A 15,230-nucleotide genomic window follows, 5' to 3' on the forward strand; every position below is an offset into this window, starting at 1 on the left:
GGATGGCTTCTTTTAATCTAAAATCCTCCGTTTGGTGCACAACTGGGCGGGATGATACAATTGAGAGCTGCACATGGATTGGCAGGACAAACGGTTCCCGGGCAAATAGCGGGTACACTGCTTCCCGGGATAGGACACGTTACGTTTCCTCCTGTGATGGATCTTAATCCGCTTCTGGAAATTTTCTTTAAATTTTTCATAATAGACTTTTTGAATTGATTTTCAATCCGAAGTTATAATAATGGAGGCTTCTGTAATAGAATGAACAAGTAAGTGTTCCATATGATTTAATAAGTGTATCAGGGTTTTCCTAAGTGTGACTTTGTTGAATCCGGTTATAAATTATATCCATTCCAAATAATCTGATTCTTACCAGGCTTTTTTGAGGATAAAACTTTATTTTTACAATTATTTTTTTCAAATCTTTTAGTTTAAAAAATTAAATGAATTCAATCGTAATCAATATAGGAAACAGCAATATCAGATTTGGTCTTTTTGATGATGATAACTGTGATATTTCGTGGGTGATCAATACAAAACCTTACAGAACGACAGATGAATTATATGTTCAGATGCTGATGCTGTATCAGACTTATAAAATAGAGCCTAAGGAAATCAAAAAAATCATTATAGGATCAGTGGTACCTCAACTCACCAAGGTAATGAGCTCGGCCATTAAAAAGATTCATGGTATTCTCCCTGTAATTGTAGACAGGAATACCCCGTCGGGAGTTCAGGCAAAATCTAAACAAATGGGAACGGATATTTATGCCAATCTTGTAGCAGCACATAATTTATATCCGGACCGGAAGAAAATTATTATTGATTTCGGAACAGCTCTTACGGCAAGTTGCGTAACTGAGACCGGGGAAACCTTAGGTGTTATTATCGCTCCCGGAATTGTAACGTCATTAAATTCTTTAATCAGTCAGACGGCCCAGCTTCCTGAAATTGAGCTGAAAAAGCCAAAATCGGTTTTAGGATTAGATACGGTAACCTGTATGCAAAGTGGGATGGTGTATGGTTTCCTGGGGATGGTAGAAGGCTTTATAGACCGTATAAACGATGAGGTAAATGACGACTGTTTTGTGATTGCAACAGGTGGCGTTTCTCATGTTTACAAACCGTTAACGGATAAAATACATATTACAGACAGGCTTCATACATTAAAAGGCTTGTATTTTTTAGGAAAAGATTTATAATGAAAAAATTTCCGGTTATAGAAACAGAACGACTGATTCTCTCAGAATTGAAAGAAGAAGATATTCCCTATGTGGTAGAATATCTTCAGGAGAAGGTTTTCTCGGAGCTTACATCAAATATTCCCTATCCTTATTCTGAAGAAGATGCAAAATACTGGCTTACTATTTCTAAAGAAGCATTTGAAACGGATAAAGGATACACTTTTGCCATCCGGGATAAAGAGAAGAAAATAATGGGTGCGATCGGAATTCATGACAGAGGAGATGATAAAGCTGAATTGGGTTATTGGCTGGCGGTTCCTTTCTGGAATCGGGGATACGTAACCGAGGCAGCTAAGGCCATTATTGATTTTGGTTTTGAGAAATCAGGATATAATAAAATATTTGCGACCCATTTTTTTCATAATCCCTCATCAGGAAAGGTGATGGAAAAAATAGGAATGGAAAGAGAAGCCATTTTAAAACAGCATCTTAAAAAAGATGGAAAATACTTTGATATTCCCTTGTATTCTATTTTTAAAAATAAATGATAAGAGCCTCAATTCAATTGAGGCTCTTTTTACGTTAAAAGCAAGGTTGACATTCCTGTCCCGGAAGTGGGTATATCCATCCGCCGCAACAATCAGGAACCGGTTCAACTTTACACCCAACTACCCTTTTACCTGTGTTAGGATCTGTGTAAAAACATTGGTCAGGTCTTATACCACCGTTGATTTTTGCCGTTTCTTTTCTGGATAATTTTCTCATAATGTTGAAATTTGATGTATTTCAAATATAATTATTATTTAAATGCAAAAAAATTTTCTGGTAAAATTTTATTCTAATTATTGTTTGTCTCCTTGAGAATAATTTTAGAGAACGACTTTTATATTCAACCAAATAGTTTAAAAAGAGTAATAAGTATGTTACCTTTTCGATTTAAAAAATTCTTTCACAATAGAAGAACATTCATTTTCCATAATCCCGGTTACGACTTCTGTTTTGGGATGTAAAGAAAGATGTTTATTAATGAATCCTCTCTGTTCATCTCTTGCACCAATCACCACTTTTGAAATCTGTGACCAGGAAAGGGCTCCTGAACACATCACACAGGGTTCCAGAGTAACATATAGAGTACAGTTGACAAGGTATTTTCCGCCCAGAAAATTAGCGGCAGAAGTGATGGCCTGCATTTCAGCATGCGCGGTGACATCATTCAGGGTTTCGGTGAGGTTGTGGGCTCTTGCAATAACACGGTTGTTGGATACAACGACGCAGCCAATCGGCACTTCATCTTTTTCCAGAGCAAATTCGGCTTCCTGAAGAGCCATTTTCATGAAATATTCGTCTGTAAACATTAGTCAATATTCATTGTTAGTGGAAGTTTAAATCGATACCTTACAGGGCCGCCGTTGATAATTGCTGGAGAAAATTTTTCAGAAAGAGAATATAAAGCAATCTCTGCCTGTCTGTTAAAAGTGAAATTTTCACCCTGGGCATTGACATGGCTTACGCTTCCATCCTTTTCAACAATGAATGCGACGTTGGCTTTTACCATTTTCACTTCCGAATATACCCCGTCCGTATAAAAAAGCCGGGCAACTTCCTTTCTTAAAGCATTGATCCCACCGGGATAATCTGCTGCCTTATCCGTAACAGGTGAAATCTCAAGTGAATGGTCAGCAATGGTATTGCTATTTTGTAGCTTAAGACCGTTGAGATCTTCGAGGTTTTTAACTTTTAATAAAGCTCCTATCAGGGCTACATTTTCAATACTGTCCATCTTTTTCATAAAGAAAAGAAAATCCTGTTTTATTGCAGCCTTATTAAATGCATTAGGCTCTGCATCAAATTTTTTCTTGAACTCACCATTGAGCATGCTCCGGTGCTGGTTGTAAAAACTCTTAACACGTTTAAACTCCTCTTTCTGTTGAGAAAAACAAAAGGAAGAAATGAAGCAGAGGCAAAGAAATAACGATTTCAATTTTGGTATATTTATGTAAATGTACTCAAAAATATGAAATAATGAATTTTTTACTCTTCCAGATAGCTGTTCAAAGACTCCTGCAAATGAGTGCGGATGTCATCAACTAAAGGTTTCGGTTCTAAAACAGTTACCTCTTTGCCGTAAGAAAGAATTTCCTGCATAAAATCGTAGGTAGGATGCAGGAAAAATTCAAAATAGATTTCGTCGGGAGTTTCCCTGGTTTCCTTTTGTGACTGATGAAGAGGGAAGCTTTTAATATATTCTCCCTGATGCCTGCTGCATTTTAAAACAATTTTCTGAGGCTTTTGCTCTGTCAGATTCATGACCCCGAAAGCATTTTTAAAATGTTCCCTGAAATTATAACTGTATTTTTCCCTGAATTTATTTTTACTGACGTCGAGATAATTGATCCTGTCTAACCCGAAAGATTTCAATGCTTTATCTTTAGTATCAATGGCAATGAGATACCACCTGTCTTTGGATTCTTTCAAAGCTAAAGGATGAACTGTCCGGGAAGTCATCAGTTTGTTTTTATAATTGTAATGCTCAAAAGAGACCATCCTTTTATTACGTATTGCAAAAAAAAGATCATAAAAATGTTCTACTCCTGTTGGCTTTCTGCTTTCGAAGAAAATAAAATTTGAAAAATCCGGATGCAGGTTCAATGCATTGCTTACCTGGAAAGATTCCAGTAATTTTTGATTGTATTCATCCACTTCCATAATCGGTCGGCTCTCGATGTAATAGCGGTTATCCCCTTTCTTTTTATTATGAATGGAAAGATTAAAAAGATCGGAAATCTCACGGATATCTCTCTGCAAAGTCCGGATGGAATAGCTTTTTATTCCTGCATCCTGAAATTCAAAAGAGTTCAGCAGATAGTCTTCCAGCTGTCCATATGTTGCAGGTGAGCTTTCCAGTCTTTTAATGATCAGGGCATATCTTGTCAAGTAAAAATCTTTTTTCATTCGTCTATTTTTATGCTTTGCAGCTTGATTACAGTTATTTTATCGAATGGAACGCTTTTGCGTTTCATGGTTCAGTTTTCTCTAACAAATATAGGCTCTTAATACGACAAAACGTGTCGTGTTTTATTTTTGTGGATAAGTTTTGTGGTAGGTGAAAAGACAGATAGGCGAAAAATTTAGAAACAAATGATCACATATTTTGAACATAAATGATGAAAAGAAGATTGCATCAATTCAATATTCTACCTGTAATAAACAGGATTGGCGAAGGCAGGATGAAAATTAAAAGTGTTGAGATCCAGTAATTGCTGCTCAAAATAATGCTCTTCAGAAATAGAAGGACCTATACTTACCTTAAGATACTTTTTACCGCCATAATAAATAGTATTTCCCAGAGCCTCTATACAACCTTTTGTCGCGTATTTTCTTGTTTCCCGACTGATTAATTCCGGAGTCTTTATCAATTTGATAACTTCCTTTCTCAGGTTATATAAAAATAAATGATGTTCAGGAAGTTTTTCATTTTGAGTATACTGCACCAGAATGAAATCCTGAGACAAGTAGATCGAAGTAATGGGTTGATCATCATATGCAGAAAAGCCATATTCATTTCCTTCATATTGCCATCGTATATAAAGCGGTTTGATGATACATCCTGTTTCCACCTGTAAAGGATGGATTTTATTATATATATCGGTGTCGTATTTTATGTTGAATTTTGTCACGGGATTTAAATACATTTTAAGATTAATTTTTAAACACGGTTCCGGCTATCCAATAAAGTGAATGGTGAATTCAAAGGATGAATGAGACTATAGTGGTATACTGGTAAAAGAATACTGGATAGCTTTTGGAACCGTGAGTTTAAAATAATATATGGTTATAAAAATTCTTCTTCGAAAGTATCATTGTCGAAATCTTCCTTGAAAAAATTTTCAATGTCGTTGAGATAGTTTTCATAGTCGATCTCTACGTTTTCGATATCGCTCCAGTTGATGGTGTAGATATCTTCGTCAAAAATTATATCTGGATTGTGATTTGGTGTTTCCATGTCTTTTGGTTTAAAAAATTGGTGTTAAATTTTGAACATATTTCAGGCTGTCCGGCATTTATAAATGCAGGTTTCAAGGTCTTTTAAAAGCTTTTAATTGATTGCTGTTTTGCTTGTGTTTATATTCCAAAAGTAATAGTGGAAAGCGACAAAACTTGACGTGAAAAAAAAATAACTCAAAAAATTTGAGCTATTTTATATTTTAAGAAAAATCGTTTAAATCTATTTCATCCGCAAAAAGCATAATGATATCCATTTCCGAAAGCATCGATTTAAGCTTTATACCTCCTGGTTTCAGATCGTTGTCTGAGAGGATGTAATGCCAGACTTGCCGTACGAAATCTTCAAAGTCATTTTGCGGGTTATAATGAAGCATTTTGGTCTGTGCGGCCAAGGCTAATAATTGCTTTGTAATATCCCTGCACTCATCCATTTTTCTTTCATGAGGGGTCAAAACATGCAATACGATACTTTGTGCATCATAAAGAATATTGGCAGCGATTTTGATCTGGGTTTTCCTGATATTGATTCCTCTTTCATCACTGATTTTCCCAGCTAAAATTTTTCCTCTGAAACCTGCCATTTCTGAAACCTCACTGATATTGTGAGTAGAAAAAATATCTTCTGCAGACTTCAGCCATGTCATCATTTTTTCAACAAAATGCGGATCCTTTTTTTCCAGTGAGGAAACAACTTCGGGAAATCCCATCAGCTTTTCCTTCAGCTGGCTTACTAAGATAAATTGTGATTTTTTCATCATAATTATTCAGGGATTAATGTTTCTATGATATTTCCGTTGATGTCTTCGTATCTGGACCATTCCATGCCGGCCTCGCTGACGCTCATTTTAGCGTAGATAATGCATTTGGCATCCAGTTCCTGCAGCTTGCTTGCTTCTACAATGATTTCGTAGTCTTCAATTTTTTCGATCGTTCTTCTGGCTTCATAAATCACCCTGTCGAAGATACTCTGATGGAAAAACTGGGGATCTGTCTGCTGCCATCTGAAATTAGGAAGGGTTTTGCAGAATTCAAGCGTATATTCCGGGATGAGCTTAAAATATTCCATTTGAGAATCGGTGATGGTAGAAGTATTTTCTTCCCGCACTTTTTTAATACCGTCATTATAATACACTTCCAGATCGATCAAAAATGCTTTTAAACTCTCATCGTTTTTTGTATCTAAAGGGTTGTAATCTGTTTTGGCTACTTTAATGATCTCATCGTAAGCAAAAGTTCTAAACGGCAGTATCGGAGATTTTCCGGCTGCAGCAAAAGGAATGGTAAGATCTACGGTTCCCACTTTCATTCTCGGAATAGAAAAATGCTTCAATAAATCATCTTTGGCATATTCTTTTGCGATTTGTACGGTTTGTATGTCTGCCATCTTTCTGGCAGAAGCAATTTCAGAGACAATGCCTCCCAAATATTCATTCAATTTTGGCATGATATGTTTTTTTTAATTATTAAATGATTGTGTAAAAAGGATGGCTGCCGAAGCAACCATCCGATAAAGAAAAGTTTAGTTGGAAACAGCAACAATACTGTCTTCCAGCATATCCAGGATTCTTGAAAGACCGGCAGGTAATTCATCATTTACAGCTTTTACATGTACACCTAAAGTGTATGTTTTTTCTGTAGTAGACGTACTTGAGTTGGTTTTCTTATAAGAAGCGGATGCATTGAATTTAACTTTCCAGAACTTTGCACTGATTGAGGCACTGCCTTGAAATTCGCTTGCAACATTCTGAGTTTCCACTGAATTTAATTTGGCATTAAAATCAATCGTCATTTCGTCAATTCTCAAAGCCGGAATGGTAAGCATCGAAAGGAACGGGACTTTTAAAGTAACTTCCGAGGTAGCGAATGGTTCAGCTGCGTTTTCAGTAGGAACTGATTTTTTATAATTAAAATCCACATACCTAAGCTGCGTAGGATCGGTAGGAGTGGTTCCGGGAACAAAACCTACCTCCTTAATGAAGTTCACCTGTGAAAGAGAAGCATCATGTTGAGCTTTGATTGCTGCCTGCATAGGCCCACCGATGTAAACGCTGAAATCTAAACTGTTTAATTCTTGTACTAAATTTGCCATAATTTGAAATTTTAAGGTTAATTAATTGGTTAAAAAAAAATTGGTGATAATATATAGTAGTGCTAGCAACTAATATTCAAATCGGGTAATCAGGATCCGGTTCAGTATTTTTATAAACTGAAAACATGATGAATGATTAAAATTAATTAGAGTGTCTTTAAGACCGAAACGGCTTCTTTAGAAGAGAGTTTCCTTGGTTATTTTGTTTATTCAAAGATAATGGTCGGTAGCGACAAAACTTGACGTGTTATTTTCTATTTTAATTAAATTTTGAAAAAAATAGAATTTAATTAATATAAGCTTTAAAGCTTATTTCGAGTAGTTATAAGCTAATAAACTTATATTTTGTTTTTAATGAGTTTTTGAACAATCTGGTTTAATATTTCCCTGTTATCATCAATATAGCTTAAACCGGCCTGGATCAGATTTTCAATATTCGATCTGCTTACGTTATCCATCGAAGGAGAAGCATTTTTTAACGACGGATTGATGCGGTAATAATTTTTTTGATTTCTGAGCCCTAAAGTCTGAAACATCTGACAAAGCTGATAATCAACTGTTTCTGCATTAGCTGACATCAGGATATCTATAATCGGATTTACCCATCCGATTTTTCCCGCCTTCTGCAGCTTTCTGAAAGAATAACTTCTGGATTCTATTCCTGTTCCGATAGAAATGATAATCATATCATTAACGATCGGGTGATTGGCCTTCTGGTGGTTTTTCAAAACTTCTGCAAACGGAATTTTTCTGGCTTCCGCATACGCACATAATGCAGGATTATTCGCAAACATTCCGCCGTCAATAAGACTGAAGATCTGGCCATACATCGATTTTATCTGAACCGGGCTGAAATAAGTCGGTGCAGCTGAAGTTGCTCTGCAGACATCTTTTACATAAAAATTATCGGTGCTCAGATTGGCTTTCCATGAGTTAAAAAGTTTGGCTCTTCTGTTTTCAATATCATAGCTGGTTATTAAGCAGGGTTTTATCAGTTCTTTAAGTTCAAGGTGTCCAAAAAAGTCATTCAGGTTACTTTCAAGCGCTTCCTGGGAAATTTTTTCATTCAGCAACCCAAATGGGTTGAGCAGTTTTTCCCAAAAAGACACCTGGAATATGTCGCCACCTTTTTCAGCGTATAATTCCAATCCTTTCTGGATAGAATATTTAGCTTTCCGGTGTTCATCAGGACATAGAATAATAGAAGCAATCAATCCGCCGGTGCTGCTTCCCGCTACCAAATCAAAATAATCGCCAAGTTTTGCACTTGGTTTATCATAATATTGGAGCTGTTCTTCTATGTAGCGTAAAATAATACAGGTGATTATTCCTCTTATTCCGCCGCCATCCAAAGAAAGAATGGTTGTCTTTTTCATTGTTTTTCTACTGTTTTCTGGTGAAGCAAAGGTATAATGAGGAAGCGACAGAACTTGTCGTATTTTAAATATTTTAAACCTGAATAGAATTATAGGATAATATATTCATCCTTATCTCGTGCCATTTTGGAAAGTATTCTCCAACCGGTTTTGATGATCCCTTTTTGGGTGGAAATATGCCTTTTTTCAAAGTGGGGAAGGTCTTTCAGCGTTTTCCAGTTTCCGCCCCAATCCCAGCCGTATTTTGCAAAAATTTTCACGCATTCATACCAGTCGGCAATACCATCGTTATCCCAGTCTTTAGCGTTATCCCAGCTTACGGCTTTTCCGTCGGTGATTAAACAGATATCAACCGCGAGTCCATAATTATGAATGCTTTGTCCGGCTTTGGCGTTGGTTACTTTTTTGTCTTTTGTAATTCTTCCGAGTGCATACAGTTTTTCCTGTTCTTCAAAAGATCTTAAGCCCTGTGTAACTCTTATTTTAGCTTTTCCGGTAAGGGCTTTATGACATTCTTCAATAATCTGCTTAACTTCTTCTCTTACGAAAGGGTGAAGCTTTTCAATTCTCTGTAGAGTTACTTTATCCATGATTGTAATTTTTATTGTCTGGAAGCAAAAATAGACGGTCGTAACGACGAAACTTGACGTATTAGAATTAAAAACTACTGCGTATGTCGGAGATAAAACCGAAGGGTTTTTGAAATACAATTTACCGTGTTGATGCGACAAAACATGTCGTGTTTAAATAATTTTAATATTTTGTAAATCAGTATCTTAATATATTGGTTAAATTTTAAATAAAGCAAGATTTTATTCCTTAAAAGTTATAATTTTGTATATTGAAATGTTCAGATTTTCATCATGTACGCTTTAGTCGATTGCAATAATTTCTTCGTTTCCTGTGAGAGAACACTCGATCCGGAACTTGAAAACAAACCCGTTGTGGTACTTTCCAACAACGACGGATGTGTTGTGTCCCGGAGTATGGAAGCCAAAGCACTTGGGATTCCCATGGCAGCTCCTGCTTTCAAATATAAAGAGCTTTTTAAAAAACATGATGTGAAAAGCTTTTCTGCAAAATTTGAATTGTATAATTTTAAAAGCCAGCAGGTTATTGATATTGCTAAATCATATGTAGATAAGGATTTTGAAGTGTATAGTATTGATGAGCTTTTCCTGGACCTGAGTAGCTTTAAGTACATTAATATATTTGACTACTGTACAGAAATCAGGAATGATATCCAGAGCACTACCCATATTCCGGTGAGCATCGGAATTGCACCTACAAAAACACTTTGTAAAGTTGCCAACAGAATAGTAAAAGAATTTCCTGAAAAGTTTAATGGAGTCTACATCTTAGACACTCCCGAAAAAATCGAAAAAGCCTTAAAATGGTTAAACATTGGTGATGTTTGGGGAATTGGAAGGCGACTTGCGGTAAAAATGCATGACAATGGAGTGTATAAAGCCTGGGACCTGTTTCAGAAACCTGAAATGTGGGTGAAGAAAATCATGGGAGTCCATGGGGTGAGAATGGTAAATGAATTAAAAGGAATCCGCCAATTGGAGCTGGATAGCCCTTCTCCAAAAAAATCTATTGCGGTGACCCGGAGCTTTATGGAAATGCTGACCCAAAAAGAGCAGGTAAGAGAGCGGGTGGAAACTTTCGGAATGTATTGCTCTGAAAGATTGAGAAAACAGAACACATGCTGCAAAATGATTACCGTTTTTGTTCAGACCAACCGTTTCAGGAAAGATTTGCCCGAATACAGAAATGCCATAACCCGGATCCTGCCCAATCCTACCAACTCGTCTATTCTTATTGGCCGGGTGGTGAATGAGCTGTTTGAAGAAATTTATAAAGAAGGGTTTCATTATAAAAGAGCAGGAGTGATGGTGAATGATTTCGTTCCTGAAAACGAAAGACTGATCAGCCTTTTTGAAGAAGATACCCAGAATCAGCATCTGCCGGTGATGAAGGCAATGGATGCCATGAATAAAAAATTCGGGAAAGATAAGGTCCGTTTGGGAAGTATGAGCGGAGAAAACACTTTCGGCCGGGCAAAACTGTCTCCTGAATACGAAGCCTTTTTAAAAAATAATACACTTCCCGAAGCGAATTTCAGATTTCATTAATCACTATTTCCTGCCTAAAAAGATAGAATTCTTTTAAAATAGGCTTTTACGCTATTCATATTTTTATCAAAACTATTAAAATTCCGAATTCTGGTATTCAATAAAATTGTTTTTTACCCTTGTAAATGCTGTTATTTCAGTGATTTAAGTTTTTTTGTGTTTATTTAGGGTATTGTAAAGAATGGAACTTTGCATTTATCTTTGCAGCAGAGTTGATCGATTCTAAAAAAACAAAATGTATGAAAAATTTTAATGCTTTTATTCGTAAGAGCGTATTCGCTATTCTATTATCTGTTCCATTCTTTAATACGATTATCGCACAAATAGGGATTAATACAGGTAATCCTTTGGGAAAATTTCATGTTGATGGCGGTAAGGACAATCCTAACACAGGCGCTCCCAACAGTACACAGGCATCAAATGATGTTGTGGTTACTAATGACGGGTTTGTCGGAGTGGGTGTATTGAACCCGGTTGTAAAACTTGATTTGAGATCAGGCGGATTGCAGAATGCCATTGGTTTAGGAACTACTACTATGAGTGCCAGTGCTGCAGGAGCAGGAGCTGTCAGATACGAATCAGGTTCAGCAAAAATCCAGGTTTCGGACGGAAATATTTGGGAAGCAGCTATCGTTTTGCCTACCAAAGCAGTTGTTGTAGCACGGATGACTACTGCATTCTCAGTAGCTTACAATTCAGATGTTAACATTACCGGATGGGATGAGGTCAGAGATTTATCAAATAGTTTTGATGCAACTACCGGAATTTTTACTGCACCGAGAGACGGAGTCTACACTTTTTTAATGACCTACAATTTTGTTTCGGGGTCTGTAGCCAATTCTTCTGAGGTAACCAGCCAGTTTTACAGTCCGAGTGCAGGTTCTATTTTAGCCCGCTCATTCAAAACATTTGCCCGGGCCAATGAAGATGCGCAGGTAGGAGGTTCAGCGACCATTACTTTGAGGCTGACGGCCAATCAGACCGTTCGTCCGCAATTGCGCCAAAATATAACAGGTTCCGGATCACGGGCATTGAGAATGAATTCAGACTGGACGAATCCCGATGCAGGATTTAATAACCTGACAATTATTGAACATTAAAAACACAATTATGATGAAAAGCTTATATAAAGCACTGTTTTTTATTCTATTTTTTTCTTTAACTACACTAAACGCTCAAGTTGGGATTTATACTAAAGATCCTTTACAACCACTGCACATAGATAGTGGAAAAGATAACGTTGGTACCCCAACAGCATCACAGGTATTGAACGATGTAGTGGTGACTTCTGATGGCAAGCTTGGCGTTGGACTTTTGAATCCCATAACAAAAGTAGATGTTCGTTCTGCCGATCAGAAAGGTATTATTGGTTTGGGAACCAGTACACAGACTCCTGCAGTAGCCGGTCCCGGAGCAATCCGATACAGTACGGGGAATATTATTCAGTATTCAGACGGAATCGGCTGGCATAACCTTCCCATGACCCTGCCTCCAAAAGCATTAATATTAGCCAATAAAAGTACGACTCAGTCATTTGCCAATAATGCAACCACAGCAGTGGGCGGATGGTCGGTACTTACTGATTCTCAATCTGATTTTAATGCGACAACAGGTACTTTCACCGCACGAAGAGCAGGTTTTTACATTGTTTCATTCAATATTTCATTGGCAGATGCCAATATTGCCCAGAATTCAAGAATAGAAACGATTATTGAAAGCAATATGGCTACAAATAATATCCAGACCTACAGAAGTGTAAATTCTTATCCTGCCTGGGATGTTTCAACAGTAAACAATATTGTAGGTGGTAACTGTACGGCTATTTTTAATTTATCTGCAGGAAATACCATTCAGTTTAAAGTGTATCACAATTTCGGAGGCAGCAGAAATATAGACACCGGAAACAGCGGAACGAATAACAGTATCAGTATTTACGAACTTTAATCTAACACAAATGAAATTAAATTATAAAAATATAGTATTCCTGACTTTTGGTGTATCGATGTTCCTTTCGGGTACAGCAGAGGCTCAGATAAGCATAGGAGGTAATAATCCCAGTCCGGCGAATGCTTTGGAAGTCAATTCAGCTGAAAAATTTTCAGTGGATAAAACCGGAAAAATAGGAGTTGGCGTTGCATCTCCGAAAGTAGCTGTCGATTTAAGAAACGGCGCTAACGGTTCCATGGCGATAGGGATGACCAACCAGACTGCGGCTGAGGCCGGCGCGGGAGCAACCCGTTATAATCCCAATCCGGCGATAGGAGTACAAGGATATATAGAATACTCTGATGGTGCAGTATGGGTTCCTATTCTTCCTTATGGAAAACCGAGAATCGTTGTTATGGCAGAAAAAACAAACAACAACTGTACGGTTTTTGAAACAGGACTTTGGCCTATCGGGAATTATACAGACGGGATTCCCGGCAGGTCCTCTACCTATCTGACTTCATGGGCAGAAAAATTAGACTCCGACTCAGGGCAGCCGAGAACGAATTTTGATCCAGCTACCGGAGAATTTACAGCACCGAGAGCAGGAGTTTACTTCGCAACTTTTACTTTTGCCCTCGCTTCCAGTCAGGTGAATACAAGCTTTGGACAAAACCAGACCGAAGCGATCTGGGAAGTAAGAAATTCTTCCAATGTAGTAACCCAAAGGGTGAAAACCAATAACGGTTATCCTCAGGATACGGGGAATCCTCCCAATGCGGTAATTGTTGGTTCAGCCTGTACAGTAAGCGTTTATCTGAATGCGGGAGATAAATTGAGACCTTTCGTATGGATCAATGTTGCATGGGATACTGATAAACGTCCGCTTCTTAATACGGGTGGATATAATGTCTTAACGATTGTTGAGCAGTAATTATTAAATTTTATCCAGAGTTTTTATAAACGCCGAAGGGTGAATGCCTACAATTTTTTTAAACTCCAGGGAAAAGGCACTGTGTGAAGAGTATCCTGTAATTTCAGCAAGATGATTTATTTTGTATTTCCTGAATTTTGGCTCGTTTTTGAGCTTATCGACAATATAATTGATCCGTAAATGATTGATATATTGATTGAAATTAAAATTCTTGTGTTTCTTAATAACCGATGATAGGTACTTTGTGTTGAAGTTCAGTTCATTAGCTAGATTATAGCGTGAAACGTTCTTATTGTTGAAATGCAGGTTCTCTTCAAAATACTTTAACCCGTTTAAAATACTTTCTTCTACTGCAGGAGAAATTTTTAACAGATCTTCAGGCTCTGTGTTTTCATCTGTACCGGACGGAATTTCTTCTGCTGTTTCCTGTGGATCTTCTTCATAAGAAACCGGCGTGATGCCCTGCTGATATATTTTGGCAACAATATCCCTGTGTTTTTTTCGGAGCTGAATGATCTTGAATACAAATACTCCCAGGATTAAAACTAAAATCAGGCACATCACAATCAGGGCTTTTGATAAAGTATGGCTTTTATGAAGCTCCCGACCAAAGCTTTTTTCTTTGTTGGAAAGCGTTTCATTCACAGCCATTTTCTGATTGTAGGCAACACTGTCTTTCAGCTTCAGATGCTCTAATTTATACTTCTGAACGTTACTTTCATCATTGAGTTTTGCATAGGCTGCTTCGAGGTTTTCGGTGATTTCAATTCTCTTTTCATTAAAACCGTACTGATCTGCAATTTTCAATGATTCACGGTAATAAGAAATGGCACTGTCCGGTTTATTCTGTTCAGAAAAAGAAAACCCGATATCATGAAGAATACTGCATTTCAAATAATAATTCTCATTCCCAACCAGTGCGAGCGCTTTCCGGAAATAAGATTTAGATTCGTTAAACTTTTTGGTTTCAGCCAGATTGTATCCCATATTGGTATAGGCAGAGACCAGAAGCTCATTTCTTCTTGAAACATTTCTGATTTTCTGAAACTCCTGAATGGCATTTTTAGAATAGTACTCTTTTTTACCATATTCCTTCTGGTTGAGAAGAATCAGGAATGAATTATAAATCTGTCCTTTCAGTTCGTGTCCTTCATCGGTATTATCATTTTTAACTTCGGAAATCGCCTGGTTCAGGCTTTGTTCAGACTCTTTTAAAAGTCCGAGCTTTGCGTATTGGGTTCCCTGCATTCTATACGTTAAAGCCTTTCCGACAGGATAATTATTTTGTTGGGAAACAGCTAAAGCTTTTTCTGAAAAATCAAGTGTTTTTTTTGCATCAGATTTTAAATAGCTGTTGAATGCTTTTAAGTAATAGGCTTTCGCAAGGTAGTTCGGTTGATTGTCTCTTTGGGCATATTCAATGATCTGATTAAGCACAATCTCCGAGCTGTCCGGGTTTTTATTGGAAAGAGAACGTGCATATTTGTACCTGTTCTCAAAATCAAAAGATTGAGAATAGACGTAAACGGTCATAATTCCGAAGAAAAAGAGGAGAAATTTTTTCTTCATCTGATTTGT

19 protein-coding genes are annotated in these 15,230 nt (G+C 37.1%); 6 read left to right on the forward strand and 13 right to left on the reverse strand.

From position 1 onward, the window contains the following. Positions 1-17: 17 nt before the first annotated feature. Positions 18-200: a bacteriocin-like protein gene (locus AB8P06_RS02240; RefSeq protein ID WP_369837289.1), complete on the reverse strand. Its 183-nt coding sequence runs from the start codon at positions 198-200 to the stop codon at positions 18-20. Between the two features lie 243 nt (positions 201-443). Here AB8P06_RS02240 and AB8P06_RS02245 point away from each other — a divergent pair, with 243 nt between their 5' ends. Beyond that, positions 444-1,202: a type III pantothenate kinase gene (locus tag AB8P06_RS02245; RefSeq protein WP_369837291.1), complete on the forward strand. Its 759-nt coding sequence runs from the start codon at positions 444-446 to the stop codon at positions 1,200-1,202. Beyond that, entirely contained in the window at positions 1,202-1,732 is a 531-nt protein-coding gene (locus AB8P06_RS02250) for a GNAT family N-acetyltransferase (RefSeq protein WP_369837293.1), read from the forward strand. The genes AB8P06_RS02245 and AB8P06_RS02250 overlap by 1 nt, the downstream gene beginning before the upstream one ends. Positions 1,733-1,766: 34 nt before the next feature. Here the strand turns inward: AB8P06_RS02250 and AB8P06_RS02255 are convergent, their stop codons facing one another. The 11 genes from AB8P06_RS02255 to AB8P06_RS02305 all read right to left on the reverse strand — a co-directional run bounded on the left by AB8P06_RS02255 (position 1,767) and on the right by AB8P06_RS02305 (position 9,244). Continuing rightward, positions 1,767-1,949: a hypothetical protein gene (locus AB8P06_RS02255; RefSeq protein ID WP_369837296.1), complete on the reverse strand. Its 183-nt coding sequence runs from the start codon at positions 1,947-1,949 to the stop codon at positions 1,767-1,769. A 158-nt stretch (positions 1,950-2,107) separates the two neighbouring features. Next, on the reverse strand, positions 2,108-2,539 hold the full coding sequence (locus AB8P06_RS02260) for a nucleoside deaminase (protein ID WP_369837299.1): 432 nt from the start codon (positions 2,537-2,539) through the stop codon (positions 2,108-2,110). Next, on the reverse strand, positions 2,539-3,060 hold the full coding sequence (locus AB8P06_RS02265) for an energy transducer TonB (protein ID WP_369837302.1): 522 nt from the start codon (positions 3,058-3,060) through the stop codon (positions 2,539-2,541). Before AB8P06_RS02265 ends, AB8P06_RS02260 begins: the two co-directional genes overlap by 1 nt. A gap of 155 nt (positions 3,061-3,215) precedes the next feature. Continuing rightward, on the reverse strand, positions 3,216-4,136 hold the full coding sequence (locus tag AB8P06_RS02270) for a helix-turn-helix transcriptional regulator (RefSeq protein WP_369837304.1): 921 nt from the start codon (positions 4,134-4,136) through the stop codon (positions 3,216-3,218). A 242-nt stretch (positions 4,137-4,378) separates the two neighbouring features. Beyond that, positions 4,379-4,876, reverse strand: a complete 498-nt coding sequence (locus AB8P06_RS02275) for a hypothetical protein (protein ID WP_369837306.1) — start codon at positions 4,874-4,876, stop codon at positions 4,379-4,381. A 140-nt stretch (positions 4,877-5,016) separates the two neighbouring features. After that, on the reverse strand, positions 5,017-5,187 hold the full coding sequence (locus AB8P06_RS02280) for a hypothetical protein (RefSeq protein WP_007840117.1): 171 nt from the start codon (positions 5,185-5,187) through the stop codon (positions 5,017-5,019). A 202-nt stretch (positions 5,188-5,389) separates the two neighbouring features. Next, positions 5,390-5,947: a hypothetical protein gene (locus AB8P06_RS02285; RefSeq protein ID WP_369837310.1), complete on the reverse strand. Its 558-nt coding sequence runs from the start codon at positions 5,945-5,947 to the stop codon at positions 5,390-5,392. 2 nt (positions 5,948-5,949) lie between these two features. Next, entirely contained in the window at positions 5,950-6,633 is a 684-nt protein-coding gene (locus tag AB8P06_RS02290; protein ID WP_369837312.1) for a hypothetical protein, read from the reverse strand. A 75-nt stretch (positions 6,634-6,708) separates the two neighbouring features. Continuing rightward, on the reverse strand, positions 6,709-7,278 hold the full coding sequence (locus AB8P06_RS02295; protein WP_007840114.1) for a DUF2589 domain-containing protein: 570 nt from the start codon (positions 7,276-7,278) through the stop codon (positions 6,709-6,711). Between the two features lie 338 nt (positions 7,279-7,616). Then, the gene (locus AB8P06_RS02300) at positions 7,617-8,654 is read right to left on the reverse strand and encodes a patatin-like phospholipase family protein (protein ID WP_369837315.1); all 1,038 of its coding nucleotides are present in this window, start codon (positions 8,652-8,654) and stop codon (positions 7,617-7,619) included. An 89-nt stretch (positions 8,655-8,743) separates the two neighbouring features. Further along, positions 8,744-9,244 (reverse strand): M15 family metallopeptidase, encoded by a 501-nt coding sequence (locus AB8P06_RS02305; protein ID WP_369837318.1) that lies wholly within the window; start codon positions 9,242-9,244, stop codon positions 8,744-8,746. 273 nt (positions 9,245-9,517) lie between these two features. Here AB8P06_RS02305 and AB8P06_RS02310 point away from each other — a divergent pair, with 273 nt between their 5' ends. The 4 genes from AB8P06_RS02310 to AB8P06_RS02325 all read left to right on the forward strand — a co-directional run bounded on the left by AB8P06_RS02310 (position 9,518) and on the right by AB8P06_RS02325 (position 13,652). Further along, a complete protein-coding gene (locus AB8P06_RS02310; RefSeq protein ID WP_369837320.1) occupies positions 9,518-10,792 on the forward strand; it encodes a Y-family DNA polymerase in 1,275 nt (424 codons plus the stop codon). A 239-nt stretch (positions 10,793-11,031) separates the two neighbouring features. Then, entirely contained in the window at positions 11,032-11,892 is an 861-nt protein-coding gene (locus tag AB8P06_RS02315) for a complement C1q domain-containing protein (RefSeq protein WP_369837322.1), read from the forward strand. Positions 11,893-11,902: 10 nt separating this feature from the next. Continuing rightward, positions 11,903-12,736, forward strand: a complete 834-nt coding sequence (locus tag AB8P06_RS02320) for a hypothetical protein (protein WP_369837325.1) — start codon at positions 11,903-11,905, stop codon at positions 12,734-12,736. 10 nt (positions 12,737-12,746) lie between these two features. Then, positions 12,747-13,652: a hypothetical protein gene (locus AB8P06_RS02325; protein ID WP_369837328.1), complete on the forward strand. Its 906-nt coding sequence runs from the start codon at positions 12,747-12,749 to the stop codon at positions 13,650-13,652. 3 nt (positions 13,653-13,655) lie between these two features. Here the strand turns inward: AB8P06_RS02325 and AB8P06_RS02330 are convergent, their stop codons facing one another. Continuing rightward, positions 13,656-15,221 carry a tetratricopeptide repeat protein gene (locus AB8P06_RS02330; protein WP_369837329.1) on the reverse strand — a complete coding sequence of 522 codons (1,566 nt, stop codon included), beginning with the start codon at positions 15,219-15,221 and terminating at the stop codon, positions 13,656-13,658. Positions 15,222-15,230: the final 9 nt, after the last annotated feature.

The sequence above is a fragment of the Chryseobacterium tongliaonense genome, from assembly GCF_041224435.1.
Taxonomy (GTDB): Bacteria; Bacteroidota; Bacteroidia; order Flavobacteriales; family Weeksellaceae; genus Chryseobacterium; species Chryseobacterium tongliaoense.